The organism is Haliscomenobacter sp., assembly GCF_965225875.1.
Lineage (GTDB): Bacteria > Bacteroidota > Bacteroidia > Chitinophagales > Saprospiraceae > Haliscomenobacter.
This window is the reverse complement of sequence record NZ_CBDDBS010000002.1, coordinates 3,080,464-3,094,464: the sequence shown is the minus strand read 5'-3', so window position 1 is coordinate 3,094,464 and position 14,001 is coordinate 3,080,464. Positions and strand designations below refer to the sequence as shown.

At 47.5% G+C, this 14,001-nt stretch carries 12 protein-coding genes; 9 read left to right on the top strand and 3 right to left on the bottom strand.

Translation table 11 applies throughout. The features are described from left to right. Window positions 1-52: 52 nt before the first annotated feature. From ACO08K_RS15050 to ACO08K_RS15010, 9 genes are all read left to right on the top strand, one after another. Window positions 53-826: an alpha/beta fold hydrolase gene (locus tag ACO08K_RS15050; protein WP_421798315.1), complete on the top strand. Its 774-nt coding sequence runs from the start codon at window positions 53-55 to the stop codon at window positions 824-826. A 40-nt stretch (window positions 827-866) separates the two neighbouring features. Beyond that, window positions 867-1,982, top strand: a complete 1,116-nt coding sequence (locus ACO08K_RS15045) for a TonB family protein (RefSeq protein ID WP_421797229.1) — start codon at window positions 867-869, stop codon at window positions 1,980-1,982. A gap of 51 nt (window positions 1,983-2,033) precedes the next feature. Next, on the top strand, window positions 2,034-2,837 hold the full coding sequence (locus ACO08K_RS15040; RefSeq protein WP_421797228.1) for an energy transducer TonB: 804 nt from the start codon (window positions 2,034-2,036) through the stop codon (window positions 2,835-2,837). 101 nt (window positions 2,838-2,938) lie between these two features. After that, a complete protein-coding gene (locus tag ACO08K_RS15035; RefSeq protein WP_421797227.1) occupies window positions 2,939-4,564 on the top strand; it encodes a glycerol-3-phosphate dehydrogenase/oxidase in 1,626 nt (541 codons plus the stop codon). A gap of 215 nt (window positions 4,565-4,779) precedes the next feature. Beyond that, the gene (locus ACO08K_RS15030; protein WP_421797226.1) at window positions 4,780-5,268 is read left to right on the top strand and encodes a (2Fe-2S)-binding protein; all 489 of its coding nucleotides are present in this window, start codon (window positions 4,780-4,782) and stop codon (window positions 5,266-5,268) included. After that, window positions 5,265-7,634 (top strand): xanthine dehydrogenase family protein molybdopterin-binding subunit, encoded by a 2,370-nt coding sequence (locus ACO08K_RS15025; protein WP_421797225.1) that lies wholly within the window; start codon window positions 5,265-5,267, stop codon window positions 7,632-7,634. Before ACO08K_RS15030 ends, ACO08K_RS15025 begins: the two co-directional genes overlap by 4 nt. 10 nt (window positions 7,635-7,644) lie before the next feature. Next, window positions 7,645-8,499 (top strand): FAD binding domain-containing protein, encoded by an 855-nt coding sequence (locus ACO08K_RS15020; protein WP_421797224.1) that lies wholly within the window; start codon window positions 7,645-7,647, stop codon window positions 8,497-8,499. Window positions 8,500-8,680: 181 nt separating this feature from the next. Next, a complete protein-coding gene (locus ACO08K_RS15015; protein ID WP_421797223.1) occupies window positions 8,681-11,383 on the top strand; it encodes a histidine kinase in 2,703 nt (900 codons plus the stop codon). Window positions 11,384-11,390: 7 nt separating this feature from the next. Next, window positions 11,391-12,137, top strand: coding sequence for a LytR/AlgR family response regulator transcription factor (locus ACO08K_RS15010; RefSeq protein WP_421797222.1), 747 nt, complete (start codon window positions 11,391-11,393; stop codon window positions 12,135-12,137). A 111-nt stretch (window positions 12,138-12,248) separates the two neighbouring features. On the opposite strand, the gene ACO08K_RS15005 is transcribed toward ACO08K_RS15010, so the two are convergent. From ACO08K_RS15005 to ACO08K_RS14995, 3 genes are all read right to left on the bottom strand, one after another. After that, a complete protein-coding gene (locus ACO08K_RS15005; protein ID WP_421797221.1) occupies window positions 12,249-13,136 on the bottom strand; it encodes a hypothetical protein in 888 nt (295 codons plus the stop codon). A gap of 59 nt (window positions 13,137-13,195) precedes the next feature. Further along, window positions 13,196-13,591: an ACT domain-containing protein gene (locus ACO08K_RS15000; RefSeq protein ID WP_421797220.1), complete on the bottom strand. Its 396-nt coding sequence runs from the start codon at window positions 13,589-13,591 to the stop codon at window positions 13,196-13,198. 61 nt (window positions 13,592-13,652) lie between these two features. After that, window positions 13,653-13,949: an SCP2 sterol-binding domain-containing protein gene (locus ACO08K_RS14995; RefSeq protein ID WP_421797219.1), complete on the bottom strand. Its 297-nt coding sequence runs from the start codon at window positions 13,947-13,949 to the stop codon at window positions 13,653-13,655. Between the last annotated feature and the right edge of the window lie 52 nt (window positions 13,950-14,001).

Below are 14,001 nucleotides of genomic sequence, written 5' to 3'. Positions count from 1 at the left end.
GTTAAGGGGCACCAATACCAGGTTTATACCAAAGGTTTTGAATTAAAAAAAAATATCGGTACCCACCATCATTTTTGAAAACGGCATGGGAATGGGGCTGGGTACCTGGGATACGGTGATTGACGAAATCGCAAAATACGCCCCCGTTTTTGCCTATGATCGTGCAGGCATCGGCCAATCCGACAAAGTTTACCAACTGCCTACCGCTCAGTTGGTTTCCCAAAATTTAAAAGCCATTCTGGATACCTTACACATTGACCCGCCTTACCTGTTGGTCGGGCATTCGATGGGGGGCTTGTACAGCCGCGCATTTGCCGGGTATTATCCACAGTACGTAGTGGGCCTGGTGATGTTGGACCCGGCAGATTTTACCGAAACCAAAGCCGATTGGAACAACATTTTTCGAAGCATCGGGGTGCCTGAAAAGAAGATTGATGAAATGTTGTATGCGCGTTTGTACAAACCCGCCACCACTGTCGATTCCGTACGCTACGGCCCCTGGAGTGAAGCGCAGGTTCTGGGCGAGTTGAGGCGAACAGATTTTGCAGAAATCAAAAACTTGCCCCTGCCCAATGTCCCTATTTATTTTTTCATGGGCGGCAAATTTGAAGTCCCTTTAGATCGGCGCAGTAAGGATTTTGATCAGGAGGCCTTCTTCCATGCACGCACCAATGTGAACATGGAGCGTTGGCGAAAATTCATCTATCAATCCAGCAAAGGTGGTTCGCTCATCTACTTATCACAATGTGGGCACTTTATTCATCGCGACGATCCTAAAGCATTTATTGCGCATATAAAATTTTTACTGGACAGTTTGAAGGGTTAAAAAATCGTTTATCTTTGGGTTAATAACAAAACTGTGCCCAATGAAAAATAATGCTAACCCACAGCGTAAACCTTGGTTTCTTTTAACCCTAAGCCTGTTTGTTTTTCAGCTAAGTCTCGCTTTGGCGCAAACTGATCCTTTGGCCACAGTAGACGAAATACCCACTTTCCCAGGTGGAATACCTGCCTTAAAAAAATACCTTGATACAAATCTTGATTTTCCCCTGGTTGCTGATCTTGCCGAAGAGCGCCTGGTTATTGTGGAGTTTGTCGTCAACGCAGATGGTAAAGTCCTTGAACCCAAAATAATCTGGGGACAAAATGACACTGCAAGCATAGCAGCGAAAAAGTTGATCAATGCCATGCCAAAATGGTTCCCAGGTCTAAATGATGATTTGCCTGTCTCGACCTGGGTTCGATTGCCAATCACTTATTATCGCCCGGTAATTAAGGGTAGAATCCAGAGCGATCACGCTCAAATCAGTAGCGAAATCCGCCAATCCCTCTATTTCGATATCGATTTTCCGGGAGCCGTAACAAAGGCTACTTTCCCAGGAGGCGCTTCAGGGCTAAAGGCCTATCTGGCTGAAAACTTGGAATATCCAAAAATTGCTAAAGAAAATGGCGTGTTTGGTTCAGTTTTGGTTCGGTTTACGGTTAGCAAGAATGGAACACCAGAAAACTTTTTAGTGGAGCGAGGGATAGGAGCAGGTTGTGATGAAGAAGCCATCCGCCTCTTAAAAATGATGCCTAAATGGAAACCTGCCACTTTGGATGGGGAGCCGATTGCGGCCAAACAAATGATCTACGTACCATTTAAGTTGGAAGAAGATGAATTTGCTGATGTGTATAAAGTGGTTGATGAAATGCCTTCTTTTCCAGATGGGCAAGCAGCATTGTTGCGCTATTTAGCAGAAAACATCAACTACCCTACAGATGCTAAGGAAAAGGAGGTTCAAGGCATGGTAGTGATTGGTTTCATTGTTGAAAAAGATGGGAGCCTTTCACATTTTAAAGTGATCAGAGGATTCAACAAATCTTGTGATGAAGAAGCCTTACGCGTAATGTCGCTCATGCCGGCGTGGATACCTGGCAAATTAAAAGGACAAGCAGTTCGTGTCTTTTTCAACTTGCCCATTCGGTTTAAATTGGAATAAGAGAAGATCAGCGGACCATAATTGATTTTGAAACTAAATAACTGTTACAATATGGAACACCTAATGCAACCACAGCAGCCAAATTCAGGCATATTTGCCAACTGGAAACGCAAAGCCTTTCAGGTTTGTTTGTTGCTGTTTTTTGTGCCGTTCAATCTAAGCGCAAAAGCAAGTCCTTATCAAGATTCCATTCCTGGAGAAATTTACCGCAAAGTGGATCAACTTCCCGAATTCTCGGGGGGAAAGGAAGCGCTTTTGAAATTTTTAGCCCAGAACCTGAAGATGCCATACACTGACGCTGATCGCAAAGTCTTTGGGCAGGTAATGGTGAAATTTGTAGTCTTTAAAGATGGCACAGTTGGGAATGTCGGCATCATAAAAGGCCTGGCACCAGCCGCAGATGAGGAAGCTACACGCGTAGTTAAAGCCATGCCAAAATGGGTCCCCGGCAAGCTCAAAGGAACAGACGTCAATGTAGAGATGGGCTTGCCCATTCGTTTTGATTATGTAGCCATAGCAACCCTAGAGAAAGACAAACTCATTTGTGATGGAGTAGAAAAAGCAGCCAGATTTCCAGGGGAGGACCAAGCTTTATTTCGCTACATGGCCCAGAATATCAAATACCCAGAATTGGCTAAATACCATAAGACCCAAGGAAATGTAATGGTTCAATTTTTTATTGAAAAAGATGGCAGCATTACACACCCAGAGATCACCAGCGGACTTGCAGATGGTTTAAACGAAGAGGTGATTCGGATGCTCAATAAGATGCCCAAATGGGAGCCATCTTTGCTCAATGGAGAACCAGTGAGAACTTTTGTTCGAGAGTTTGCCGTGATTTTCCGCATTATGTGATGGAGTTATACCGTTGATTTTTCTTATGGAATTAAGCTCTTTGCACTGAAGAACCAGATTTTCCAGAATAATCCCTAACTTCGGCCAAACTGCCGAACCAAGTGAATCGCGTTCAACATCTGCACAAACTCCAAACGGAATCATTCGACATCTGCATCATTGGCGCGGGCGCTTCGGGCGCTGGATGTGCGCTGGATGCAGCCCTGCGTGGCTTCAAAGTCGCCTTGATTGAAAAAGACGACTTTGCTGCCGCCACATCTTCCAAGTCGACCAAACTCATCCATGGTGGCGTTCGTTACCTGGAGCAAGCCGTCAATAATTTTGATCTGGCCCAACTCAAACAAGTGCGCCACGGATTGGAGGAGCGTCATATCGTGATCCAGAACGCCCCCTTCTTGGCTCATCCTCTACCCCTACTCACCCCTTGTTATTCCTGGGTGGAAGGCTGTTATTACGCCATTGGCCTGCGCGTATACGATGCCTTTGCCAAAGGCGACAGCATGCCCAAAAGTCGCTGGATCAGCAAAAAGGAGGTTTTGCAACGCGCCAAAGGCCTTAGCCCAAAATTGCACAGTGCAGTTTTGTACTACGATGGCCAACTAGACGACGCCCGCTATTGCATGCTCCTCGCCAAAACAGCGGCAGAAAAAGGAACCACCCTAGCCAACCACCTGCCTCTGCTCGGTTTTGAAAAAGACGAGCAAGGCAAACTCCTGGCTGCCCGGGTGCAGGATGAGTTGAGCGGCGAGCAATTTTCCATTCGCGCCCGTTTGTTCATCAATTGTACCGGGGCCCACGCCGATTTTGTACGCCAACAGGCCAATTTAGACCTGTCCGCTCGGATTATTCCCAGCAAAGGAGTCCACGCCGTTTTGCCACTTGAAACCTTGGGCAGCGCGGAAACGGCATTACTGATCCCTAAAACCACCGATGGCCGGGTCATTTTTGCCATCCCCTGGGAAAACAAACTTCTGTTGGGCACAACGGACACGCCTTACCAAAGTGAAGAAGAACCCCTTCTGGAGCGAGATGAAAGCGAGTTTTTAATCGAGAACCTGAATCGTTACCTAGATAAACCAATTGGTGTAGAGCAGGTTAAAGCAGGTTTTGGAGGCCTTCGCCCCTTGATCGCCTCTGACCCCAGCCGCTCCACCAAAGCCCTGGTGCGCGACCACGAAGTGGAATGGGACGCCCAGTCTGGATTACTCAGCCTCCTGGGCGGGAAATGGACCACTTACCGCCTGATGGCCGCCGATACGATTGATGAGGCTTGCCAACATTTGGCCAGCGAAGCAACTTGCCGCACCGCAGAACAACGGCTTGCTGGCGCGGAAGGTTACGACCCCCACGCCTGGCCAAACTGGGCCAGCCAGTTTGGTCTTGATGCTGATGTTTGTGAACACCTTTCCCTCAAATACGGCAGCCGCGCCATCCAGGTTCTGGAACTGTTGAGTGAAAATACTGCCTGGCGCAGCCGCTTGCACCCCGCTTATCCTTTTATCCAGGCAGAAGTAATTTACCAGGCTCGCGCCGAAATGGCCGTGAATCCCCGGGACGTGCTGGCCCGACGCCTGCGCCTGGAAGTATTGGATTGGGCAGCAACGAAAGAAGTGACTCCGCAGGTTGCACAATTGTTGGGTCGGGAATTCGGCTGGACGGAGGGTCAGGTTCAAAATTTGGCGAAGGAATACATTGATTTGATAACTGGTTTTCAGGCGAAAATTTAAATAACGGTTTATAACCTCTCTCCACCTTAGACCCATTCTAAATAACTCCCAAATATTCCGCCTTTCTTGCATTTTCCCAAAAAAATCACTTGATTTGGCAACCCGACGAAATAAAATTCTCGTATCTCCTTTTTGTTAAAGAGATACTCTTCTTTTGACAGGATCTTCTGTAGACTGAGATTACCATTTTCGCAAGACACAAATTACCATAACCTATGTCAGTAAAAATTTCAGTAAGCATTAACGGGAAAAAATACACCAGTGAGGTTGAACCTCGCCAGTTGCTGGTGTACCACCTCCGTGAAGCTTTGGGACTTACCGGATCGCACGTAGGCTGCGATACCAGTAGTTGCGGAGCTTGTACGGTACTGGTGGACGGCCAGGCCGTAAAATCCTGTACCACCCTGGCCGCACAGGTCGACGGGTGTAGTGTGACGACGGTGGAGGGCCTGGCCAAAAACGGCAGCCTGCACCCCATTCAGGAAGGTTTTAAAGAAGAACATGGTTTGCAGTGTGGGTTTTGTACCCCGGGCATGATCATGGCCGCCGCCGATTTGTTGCAAAACAATCCCGATCCATCCGAAACCGAAATCCGGCACGCACTCGAAGGCAATTTCTGCCGTTGCACCGGGTACCACAACATTGTCCGCTCGATTCAGTGGGCCGCTAAAAAATTAAAAGAAACCAACGCAGCAGTACTATGACATACATCGGTCAATCCGTAAAGCGCGTTGAAGACAAGCGCTTTACCACGGGCAAAGGCAAATACACCGACGACATCAAACTCGTTGGCATGACCCACGCCCATATCGTGCGCAGCCCTTATGCCCACGCCATCATCAAAAGCATCGATATTGACACGGCCTTGGCTCACCCTGGGGTAGTTGCGATCTTTACAGGCAAAGACATTGCCGCCGCTGGCATCAACGGGGTTCCCGCTGGTTGGCAGGTCAATTTCAAAGACGGCACCACCATGAAGGAGCCGCCCCACCCCCTCTTGGTGGCCGATCGGGTCAAACACGTGGGTGACGGGGTTGCCGTGGTGATCGCGGAAGACCTGGCTACTGCCCGCGACGCCGCCGACCTCATCGAAATCGACTACGAGGTACTACCAGCCGTGACCAACCCAGCCGAGGCTGTCAAGGCCGGAGCACCACAGGTACACGACAATGCCCCCAATAACATTTGTTTTGACTGGGAATTGGGCAACCCCAAGGCGGAAGTGGATGCTGCCATTGCTGCATCGCACCACGTAACCCGCCTGGATTTGATCAACCAACGGATGGCCCCCAACGCCATCGAACCGCGCTCAGCAATCGGACACTACGATGACTCCAAGGATAAGTTCACCTTGTATACCACTTCACAAAACCCACACTTGACGCGCTTGCTTATGTGCGCCTTTGTGCTCGGCATTCCTGAGCATAAGGTGCAGGTTGTCGCACCCGACGTAGGTGGAGGTTTTGGTAGCAAAATTTTCCACTACATCGAAGAGGCACTGGTGATTTGGGCTTCCAAACAAATTGGCCGTCCCATCAAATGGACTTCCACTCGTAGTGAAGCCTTCCTCACCGACGCGCATGGTCGCGATCACGTGACTACCGCAGAGATGGGTTTTGACAAGGAAGGCAACATCACCGCCCTGCGCGTGAGTACCTTTGCCAACCTTGGGGCTTACCTTTCTACTTTTGCACCTGCGGTGCCTACCTACCTGCATGGTACCTTGTTGCAAGGTTTGTACACCACGCCTAAAATCCATGTAGATGTCACTGCCGTGTTTACGCACACCAACGCGGTGGATGCTTACCGTGGTGCTGGTCGTCCGGAAGCAACTTACCTGCTGGAGCGCCTGATGGATACTGCTGCCCTGGAAATGGGCATGGATCCCGCGGAGCTGCGCTTCAAAAACTTCATTCCGGCCTTCGACGGGGTGACCCAACCCGGTTACCAAACTCAGGTGGCCCTGCAATACGACAGTGGCAACTACGAGCCCGTGCTGGAGCGCGGTCTGGAAATGGTTGGCTACGAGAATTTCCGCAAAGAACAGGCCGAAGCCCGCAAAAATGGCAAACTCCTGGGCATTGGTTTTTCCACCTATATCGAGGCTTGTGGTATTGCGCCATCGGCGGTAGTAGGTGCGCTGGGCGCACGAGCTGGTTTGTACGAATCGGCTCAGGTGCGCGTGCAACCTACGGGCAAAGTGAGCGTATTTACGGGCTCTCACTCGCACGGGCAGGGGCACGAGACTACTTTTGCACAAGTGGTGGCCGATCGTTTGGGCATTGCCATGGAGGACATCGACATTGTGCATGGCGATTCTGATTCCGTCGCTTTCGGGATGGGGACTTATGGTTCGCGCTCCTTGGCGGTAGGCGGGAGTGCCATCGTGAAGAGCATCGATAAGGTGTTGGAAAAAGGGGCCAAAATTGCTGCACACAAACTCGAAGCGGCTGAGGAAGACCTCGAATACGCAGGTGGAAGATGGACGGTGAAAGGTACCGACAAGAGCATTGGTTTCGGCGACATTGCGCTCACTGCCTACGTGCCCCACGATTATCCGTCAGGCTTGGAACCAGGGCTGGATTTCTCCAGCTTCTATGACCCAACCAACTTTACCTATCCCTTCGGTTGCCACATTGCCATTGTGGAAGTGGATGCTGACACGGGTAAGGTAACGCTCAAACGGTTCATCGCCGTTGACGACGTAGGCAACGTGATCAACCCGATGATTGTGGATGGTCAAATCCACGGCGGTTTGGCGCAAGGGATTGGTCAGGCCATGCTCGAAGGTATTGCTTACGATGCGGAAGGCCAATTGCTGACGGGCTCCTTTATGGATTACGCCATGCCACGTGCGGATGATTTACCCTCTTTTGAAATTGATCGCAAAGTGACTCCTTGCCCCCACAACCCACTGGGTGTAAAAGGCGCCGGGGAAGCAGGTTGTATAGGTTCTACCCCAGCGGTAGTAAATGCTGTGATGGACGCGCTGACGCCCTTCGGCATCATCAAAAACCTGGAAATGCCAATGACTCCGCAACGGGTTTGGCGAGCAATGCATCAAAAATAAATTTAAAAAGATGATTCCTGCAAATTTCGAATACCACCGCGCTGGATCAGTTGATGAAGCATTGAGCTTGTTGAACCAGCCGGACGTTTATGCCAAAGTTTTGTCGGGAGGCCATAGTCTGATTCCTGCGCTCAAACTGCGCTTGAACCAGCCGGGAGCACTCGTCGACATTGCACGCATCGCTGAATTGCGCTACATCCGCCAGGATGGCAATTCCATCGCGATTGGCGCAACCAGCACGCACAAGGACATTGCCAACTCAACGCTCCTGGCTCAGCACATTGCGATGTTGCCCCAGGCAGCTGGCTTGATTGGCGATCCCCAGGTGCGCAACGTAGGCACCATCGGCGGCAGTATTGCGCACGCTGATCCCGCTGCGGATTGGCCAGGTGTGTTGCTTGCTGCCGATGCTGAGATCGTTTTGCGCAGCAAAGCGGGTAGCCGTACTTTGGCTGCTCAGGATTTTTTCCTGGGTTTTTACACCACTGCGCTGCAAGAGGGAGAAATCGTGACCGAAATCCGGGTGCCGATTCCTGCCGCAGGCACCAAATCGACCTACCAGAAGTTTATGCAACCAGCTTCTCGCTTCGCCATTGTGGGGTGTGCCGCCGTAGTACAAATCAGCAATGGTACTTGCAGTAAAGTTCGGGTAGCGTTCAACGGTGTAGCCGATGCGTGTTTCCGCGATGGAAACGTGGAAAAGGCGCTGGAAGGCAAGGCACCAACGGCTGAAAACATCGCTGCTGCAGCTGCTCAGGCGGCACAAGGAGTGTCTATCCTAAGTGACCACTACGCAGCAGAGGACTACCGCAAACACCTAGCTGAGGTGTATGCCAAACGGGCTTTGACGGCGGTAGCTGGATGATTTATTTGATTTAAGAATCTTTATTGCCAATACGGACGGCGGCGGGGAGTTCTCGTCGCCGTTTTTTATTTTGTAATTTATCTTTGTAAAAAAAGCAAACGCCTCAGTCAAAATGCCGGATTAATAGGTCGAGGTTTGAGAGAGCATGGAAAAAGATAAACTTGACGAAAAATTAGAAAAAATGCTTACCCAGAAATTGTTAACTACCTACGGCTTCAAAGCGGTTTTACTCCTTTGCTTATCCTGCTGTTGCTTAAATACATGGGCACAAAATAAGCCCATCCTAAATCTCGCACTAAATCAAACCTATCGCATCAACTGCCGCAATGTTTACAATCAAGATTATCAAGCTTCCAACTACAATGGCAACATCAAACACGTTGAAAAGACCTTTTGGGAACTAAAAGTCATTCAAAAAACCAGCCAAAGCCATTTACTGGAGGTACGTTGTGTAAGGAGGTACATCCACATTCCTAGTCTCAACGACGCCATAGATTCGGAATATTTGACCCAACAAGATCGACAAAGTAATTGGTATAGCTACGGAGCCCAGATTTCGAATAGCAAGATGTATTGGCGGGTGAACACTGCAGGGCGAATCACCTACAGTTACCTTAAAAACCCATTGGTCGAAAAAACAAATGAAACGCTCAAGCAGCGCAAAGACTCGGTGTGGATATTTCCTTACTTTGAACCTGCCCAAAAGACTAAACACTCCTACGTCGTAAATTGGGAACAACCTATCAATGAATATGCTCACGTGGTGCCCATCGCTTATCTCCACTTTGGACGTGAGGCTTTTTATTATGAATACGGAAAACACCTACCCAAGGGCTGGGAGGAAACCAAAGCTTACGTTATTCGGCAACAACCTTTGGATTTTTCCTATCGAGATTACCCGTCATTAAAAACAAAATTTGAGTTTCAAGTGGACACGGGGAGCTTTACGGCTGCCAATACCATCAAGTTCTTTTTCGATCGCAAAACGGGGTGGCCATTGAATGGTAAAAGCCACTTGTTTGGCAATATGCTGGATTATACAAACCCAGATCAAGAAGCCAAATCCCCGCAGGAAGAAGGATGGCGCAACTACATCAATAACGCTGGGTGGGGTTACAATGCTAAAACACCTCGTTTTAAAGACTTTGCAAAAGTTCAAGCGGATGAGTTTTTAATCGCTTTGCAAAACCTAAAAAAGGATCAGCCTGCTTTAGGCAATGAGCTTTACCAGCAATTTTATTGGGGCCTACATTATCGATATGCTCATGTTTTGCTCCGAACCTGGGGCGTTTACGATAATGTGGGTGATGTACCTCTAGTGGGTGCCCCTCCATTTATGGCTTTGATTGACTCTTTGTCTACGGTCAATGACGTTGCCATGCAACAACCCATCTTTGTGGAGTATTTGTTGAGCCTGCTTGAGTACCGCATCGGCAGCCTTGCTGGAGGGGCCAATACTGAGAAAGTTGCAAAAAACCAAAAAAGCCTCAACGAGCGGTTTACGCTGGCGGGTTTGATGTACAAAGGTATGCCCAGGTTTTTGGCTCAATCCGCACTGCTCCAGGAGGCTTTTGAACAGGGCTTTGATTTGGGGGCAATCAAACCCGTATATGAAGCTTTCATCAAGCAATATGGACAAACAAAAGAAGCGGAAAGTATAAAAAAGCTATACCAGAACAGCTTGAATACTGAGCCAGGAAAAACTTTTTTGACCTTTAGTGGGACGGACGAAAAGGGCCAAATCATAACAAGCGCTGTTTTCAAGGGAAAAAAGGTATTGCTGAACCTCTTTGACGAAACCTTTAATTCCTGGATCAGCCCGAATGACATTGATCTGTGGAAACTCAAAAAGGCCTACCCGCAGCTTCAGGTTATTCACCTTGGCCTTGTTCCAGATTTTAAAAAACAGCAGGAATTTTACAAGGCCTTAAAACACCACAACAATGGTAAATTTGTTTTTGTCAACAATACTCAAGTGATAGACCAAATCAGGGCACAACTCAACTGGAACATACGAACCGGCAAATGCAATCGCATCTACCTCATTGATGAAGATTGGAAAATTTATGACTATTTATTGCGAATTGATGAAAACATGCAATCTGTATTCAATGAGGAATTTGTGGAAAAAGTACCAAAGTTTCTCAAACAAGCACCACCTGATCCTTACAAAGCCATCAAAAAATGGGCCTGGAATAGCCTTCGGGTGCTGGCAACCGTTTTCCTGAGTTGGTGGCTTACCGGTCTGTATATTCGGCGCAGGGAACGCATCCGTCGTCAGCGGCTTGAAATCCAGCTGCAGGCCATTCGCGCCCAGCTCAACCCTCATTTTGTATTCAATACCATGAATGCCATTCAACACTTGATGTTGTCTAATAAAACGGAAAAAGCCCAGGAGTACCTGGCTGAACTGGGTGGTTTGATGCGCAGTGTGCTGAACTTGACCAAAGATGAATTGGTCAGCATCCATGAAGAATTGAACATCGTCCAGCAGTATTGTAAGCTTGAGGCTTTGCGGAAGGATTTTGAACTGAGTATAAAAATTGACCCACAAATTGACCCTTACAATACCTTGATTCCACCAATGCTGTTGCAGCCTCTGGTAGAAAATAGCATTGTGCACGGCTTTTTACCCTTAACCGAAAAGGGTCAATTGGAAATCGAAGTACAAAAAAATGATCAATTTATCGAAATTTGGGTGAGAGACAATGGCGTTGGGTTGGAGTTGGCACAAGACCGTGGATCAAAGGGTTTGCAAAAAAGCCTGGAACTCAATCGCCAACGCCTGCAGTTGATGTACAAAGGTAAAGCACGGTTCAGCCTCAAAACTCGGCCATCAGGCCAAGGCACCGAGGCCTTGATTCAATTGCCCATCGAAAGTTGAATAAATTATGTATAGCGCCATAATTATTGAAGATGAGTACCACAACCGGGAATTATTGCGCAATCTTTTGCAGCAGTACGCCCCGGATGTGAACATATTGGCAGAGGCGGACAGCATCCAAACCGCTCAACAATTGCTCCAGGAAAATCAACCAGATTTGATTTTTCTGGACATCGAATTGCCTGATGGGAAAGGATTTGATTTGTTAAAAGCGACGCCCAATCTAGACTTTGAGGTCATCTTTACTACGGCCTACGATCACTATGCTTTACATGCCATTCGTTTTTGTGCCTTGGATTATTTGTTGAAGCCCCTTAAAATCAACGAACTACAAGAGGCGCTTCAAAAAGCACGGCGCATGCTGGAACAGAAAAATGAGAACCTGCGGCTAAAAGAACTCATCCAAAACCTCAACAAGCCGCTGCAACCTAAACGGCTTGCTTTGGCAACGGGTGAAAAATTGGAATTTGTATCTTCGGATCAAATCATTCGTTGCCAGGGCGAAAACAATTATACCCGATTTTTCTTGTTGGATGGTCATCAGATTTTGGTTTGCCAGACCCTGCGTGAATACGAAGATTTGCTCAAGCCTCAAGGTTTTGTTCGGGTACACCAATCCAATTTAGTCAATATCAATCAGGTGAAATCTTTCATCCGTTCAGATGGTGGCTATCTGGAGCTGGTTGATGGAAGTAAAGTGCAGGTAGCAAGGACACGAAAAGAAGAACTGCTGCGCGCTTTGATGAGGAATTAGGTGTTCATATTATGCAGCGAAGCTGTCAACTCAGTAATGTGAGTTGAGTAAAATATTTTTAATTGCAATACGGATTGGAGTAGGTGTGCTCGTCGCTATTTTTTTGTCTGATCAATCACAAGCAATCCCAAATAAGTCAATCCCACTTGCCCAGCGCATTTTGACTTTGTTTCCTTCCTCCAGTTTAAAAATCCGCCGAGTGGGAAATAGGCAAGTCGAGTTTTTATCATAATACCAACGGAAATCATCATCGTACACCAAAAAATAGTCCTCGTTGTAAGCAAATTGACGAGGAAGGGTTTCATCCTGATAATCCGATCGTGAAACCCAATAGGCATCGTCGATCAGCAGGTCTTTTTGAAAAGCAGGAACAGTAGCATATTTCAACTCGAGTAATTGTTTGCTGGCAATTAAGGGCTGCCCAAATTGAGCGGTATCTATTGGTGTCAGTCCGACCGAGAGTAGAACATAACAATCATCATAACTGTACAAAACCTCGGTTATGGAGCTCCTGGTGACGCCTTTGCTGCAATAGACATAAAAAGAGGTAGTGGTGTCGGTTTTTAGTAAAGCTGCTTCAAGACTTTTTGATTTTTTAAATGTAAAAGGGTCGTTGTCCACCTCACTTTGTTCAGCTTTGATGAACTTCCAAAAAATACTGTCAATAAAAGGGTAGTGTCCACCATCTTCAATTTCAATGGCAATCCCTAAATGCTCTTTTGAAAACCTGAAAACGGGAAAAAACTCGTCGACCTCAGACCAACGCCTGACCCGCTTCGATTTATCTTCATAAGGATTGGAGGCATAAAAGGTGGTATCAAACTGGTAAAACTCGAATTGTACTTTTATACCAGGTTTGAGGGGCTCTTCAGGTTGTTCATCCAATTCTTCTTCTACTTCGCTAAAGTATTCCTTGGGCGGGGGCTTTGATCCTGGTTGATTGGAACAGGCCAAAATGCTGCAGAAGCACAAAATGATGAGATAAGATTTTTGGGGCATGGTAGAGGGATTTAACTGGTTATTGTAAATTCAGCATTATTTAGTCATCAGTAATTCCTTCATTGTCTAGACAACTCCCACAACACCTCCATCGCCCGCTCCGCATCCTTTTTATCTACAAAAATATGATCGTGGTAAAAGGCTGCCACTACATTACAACTAATGCCTGCGGAGCCGAGCGCATTGGAAAAAGCAGCAGTAAGTCCAACGGCGTCGAGTGCAGAATGCACAGTGAGCGCAATCCAGGCCGCTACGAAAGAATAGTCGAGTCGCCACTGATCGGCTTGTGATTTGGCAAGAATGATGGTAAAACCTTCGGTTTCTTTAAAAAAGGAGATGATTTGATCGGTCGGGATATCGTTCAGATTGGCAACAGTACAAAATACATATTCCCCCTCGTTCAGGCAGGGCTGCATGGTTTTTAGGAGTTGAACGAGGTTTTTTTCTCCGGGCATAGGTTTGGATTCGGTATTCCAAGCCATCCAGCCAGGAATACCGAATTTTAATTTTTATCAATCAACTAAACAAAGACTGCAGCTTCATCGCCACACCCATGTCACCTTTGATTTTTACTTTACCACCCATGACCGCCATCATCGGGTTCAGTTCACCACTGCGCAACTTGTTGAGGGTTTCCAGGCTGGTGATAATGGTACAATCGGCCTCTTTGTCCTCGTTGCTGATGTTGGCGGTGGGGCCACTTAGGTCTACAAAAACGGTGCCTTCATCAAATGAAAACTTGAGGGTTTTACCGATGGAAGGAGCCTTGTCGGCAAGCGCTTTGAATTGGCCAGTGATTTCTTCTAGCGTCATGATGATTTTTTTATTGAGAATTGGCGAATTTTCGCTGCAATATACAGGAAAA

Coding starts and splice junctions, on each gene's coding strand:
- ACO08K_RS15045 (WP_421797229.1), top strand. CDS start 867: ATGAAAAATAATGCTAACCCACAGCGTAAACCTTGGTTTCTTTTAACC.
- ACO08K_RS15040 (WP_421797228.1), top strand. CDS start 2,034: ATGGAACACCTAATGCAACCACAGCAGCCAAATTCAGGCATATTTGCC.
- ACO08K_RS15030 (WP_421797226.1), top strand. CDS start 4,780: ATGTCAGTAAAAATTTCAGTAAGCATTAACGGGAAAAAATACACCAGT.
- ACO08K_RS15025 (WP_421797225.1), top strand. CDS start 5,265: ATGACATACATCGGTCAATCCGTAAAGCGCGTTGAAGACAAGCGCTTT.
- ACO08K_RS15020 (WP_421797224.1), top strand. CDS start 7,645: ATGATTCCTGCAAATTTCGAATACCACCGCGCTGGATCAGTTGATGAA.
- ACO08K_RS15015 (WP_421797223.1), top strand. CDS start 8,681: ATGCTTACCCAGAAATTGTTAACTACCTACGGCTTCAAAGCGGTTTTA.
- ACO08K_RS15010 (WP_421797222.1), top strand. CDS start 11,391: ATGTATAGCGCCATAATTATTGAAGATGAGTACCACAACCGGGAATTA.
- ACO08K_RS15005 (WP_421797221.1), bottom strand. CDS start 13,136: ATGCCCCAAAAATCTTATCTCATCATTTTGTGCTTCTGCAGCATTTTG.
- ACO08K_RS15000 (WP_421797220.1), bottom strand. CDS start 13,591: ATGCCCGGAGAAAAAAACCTCGTTCAACTCCTAAAAACCATGCAGCCC.
- ACO08K_RS14995 (WP_421797219.1), bottom strand. CDS start 13,949: ATGACGCTAGAAGAAATCACTGGCCAATTCAAAGCGCTTGCCGACAAG.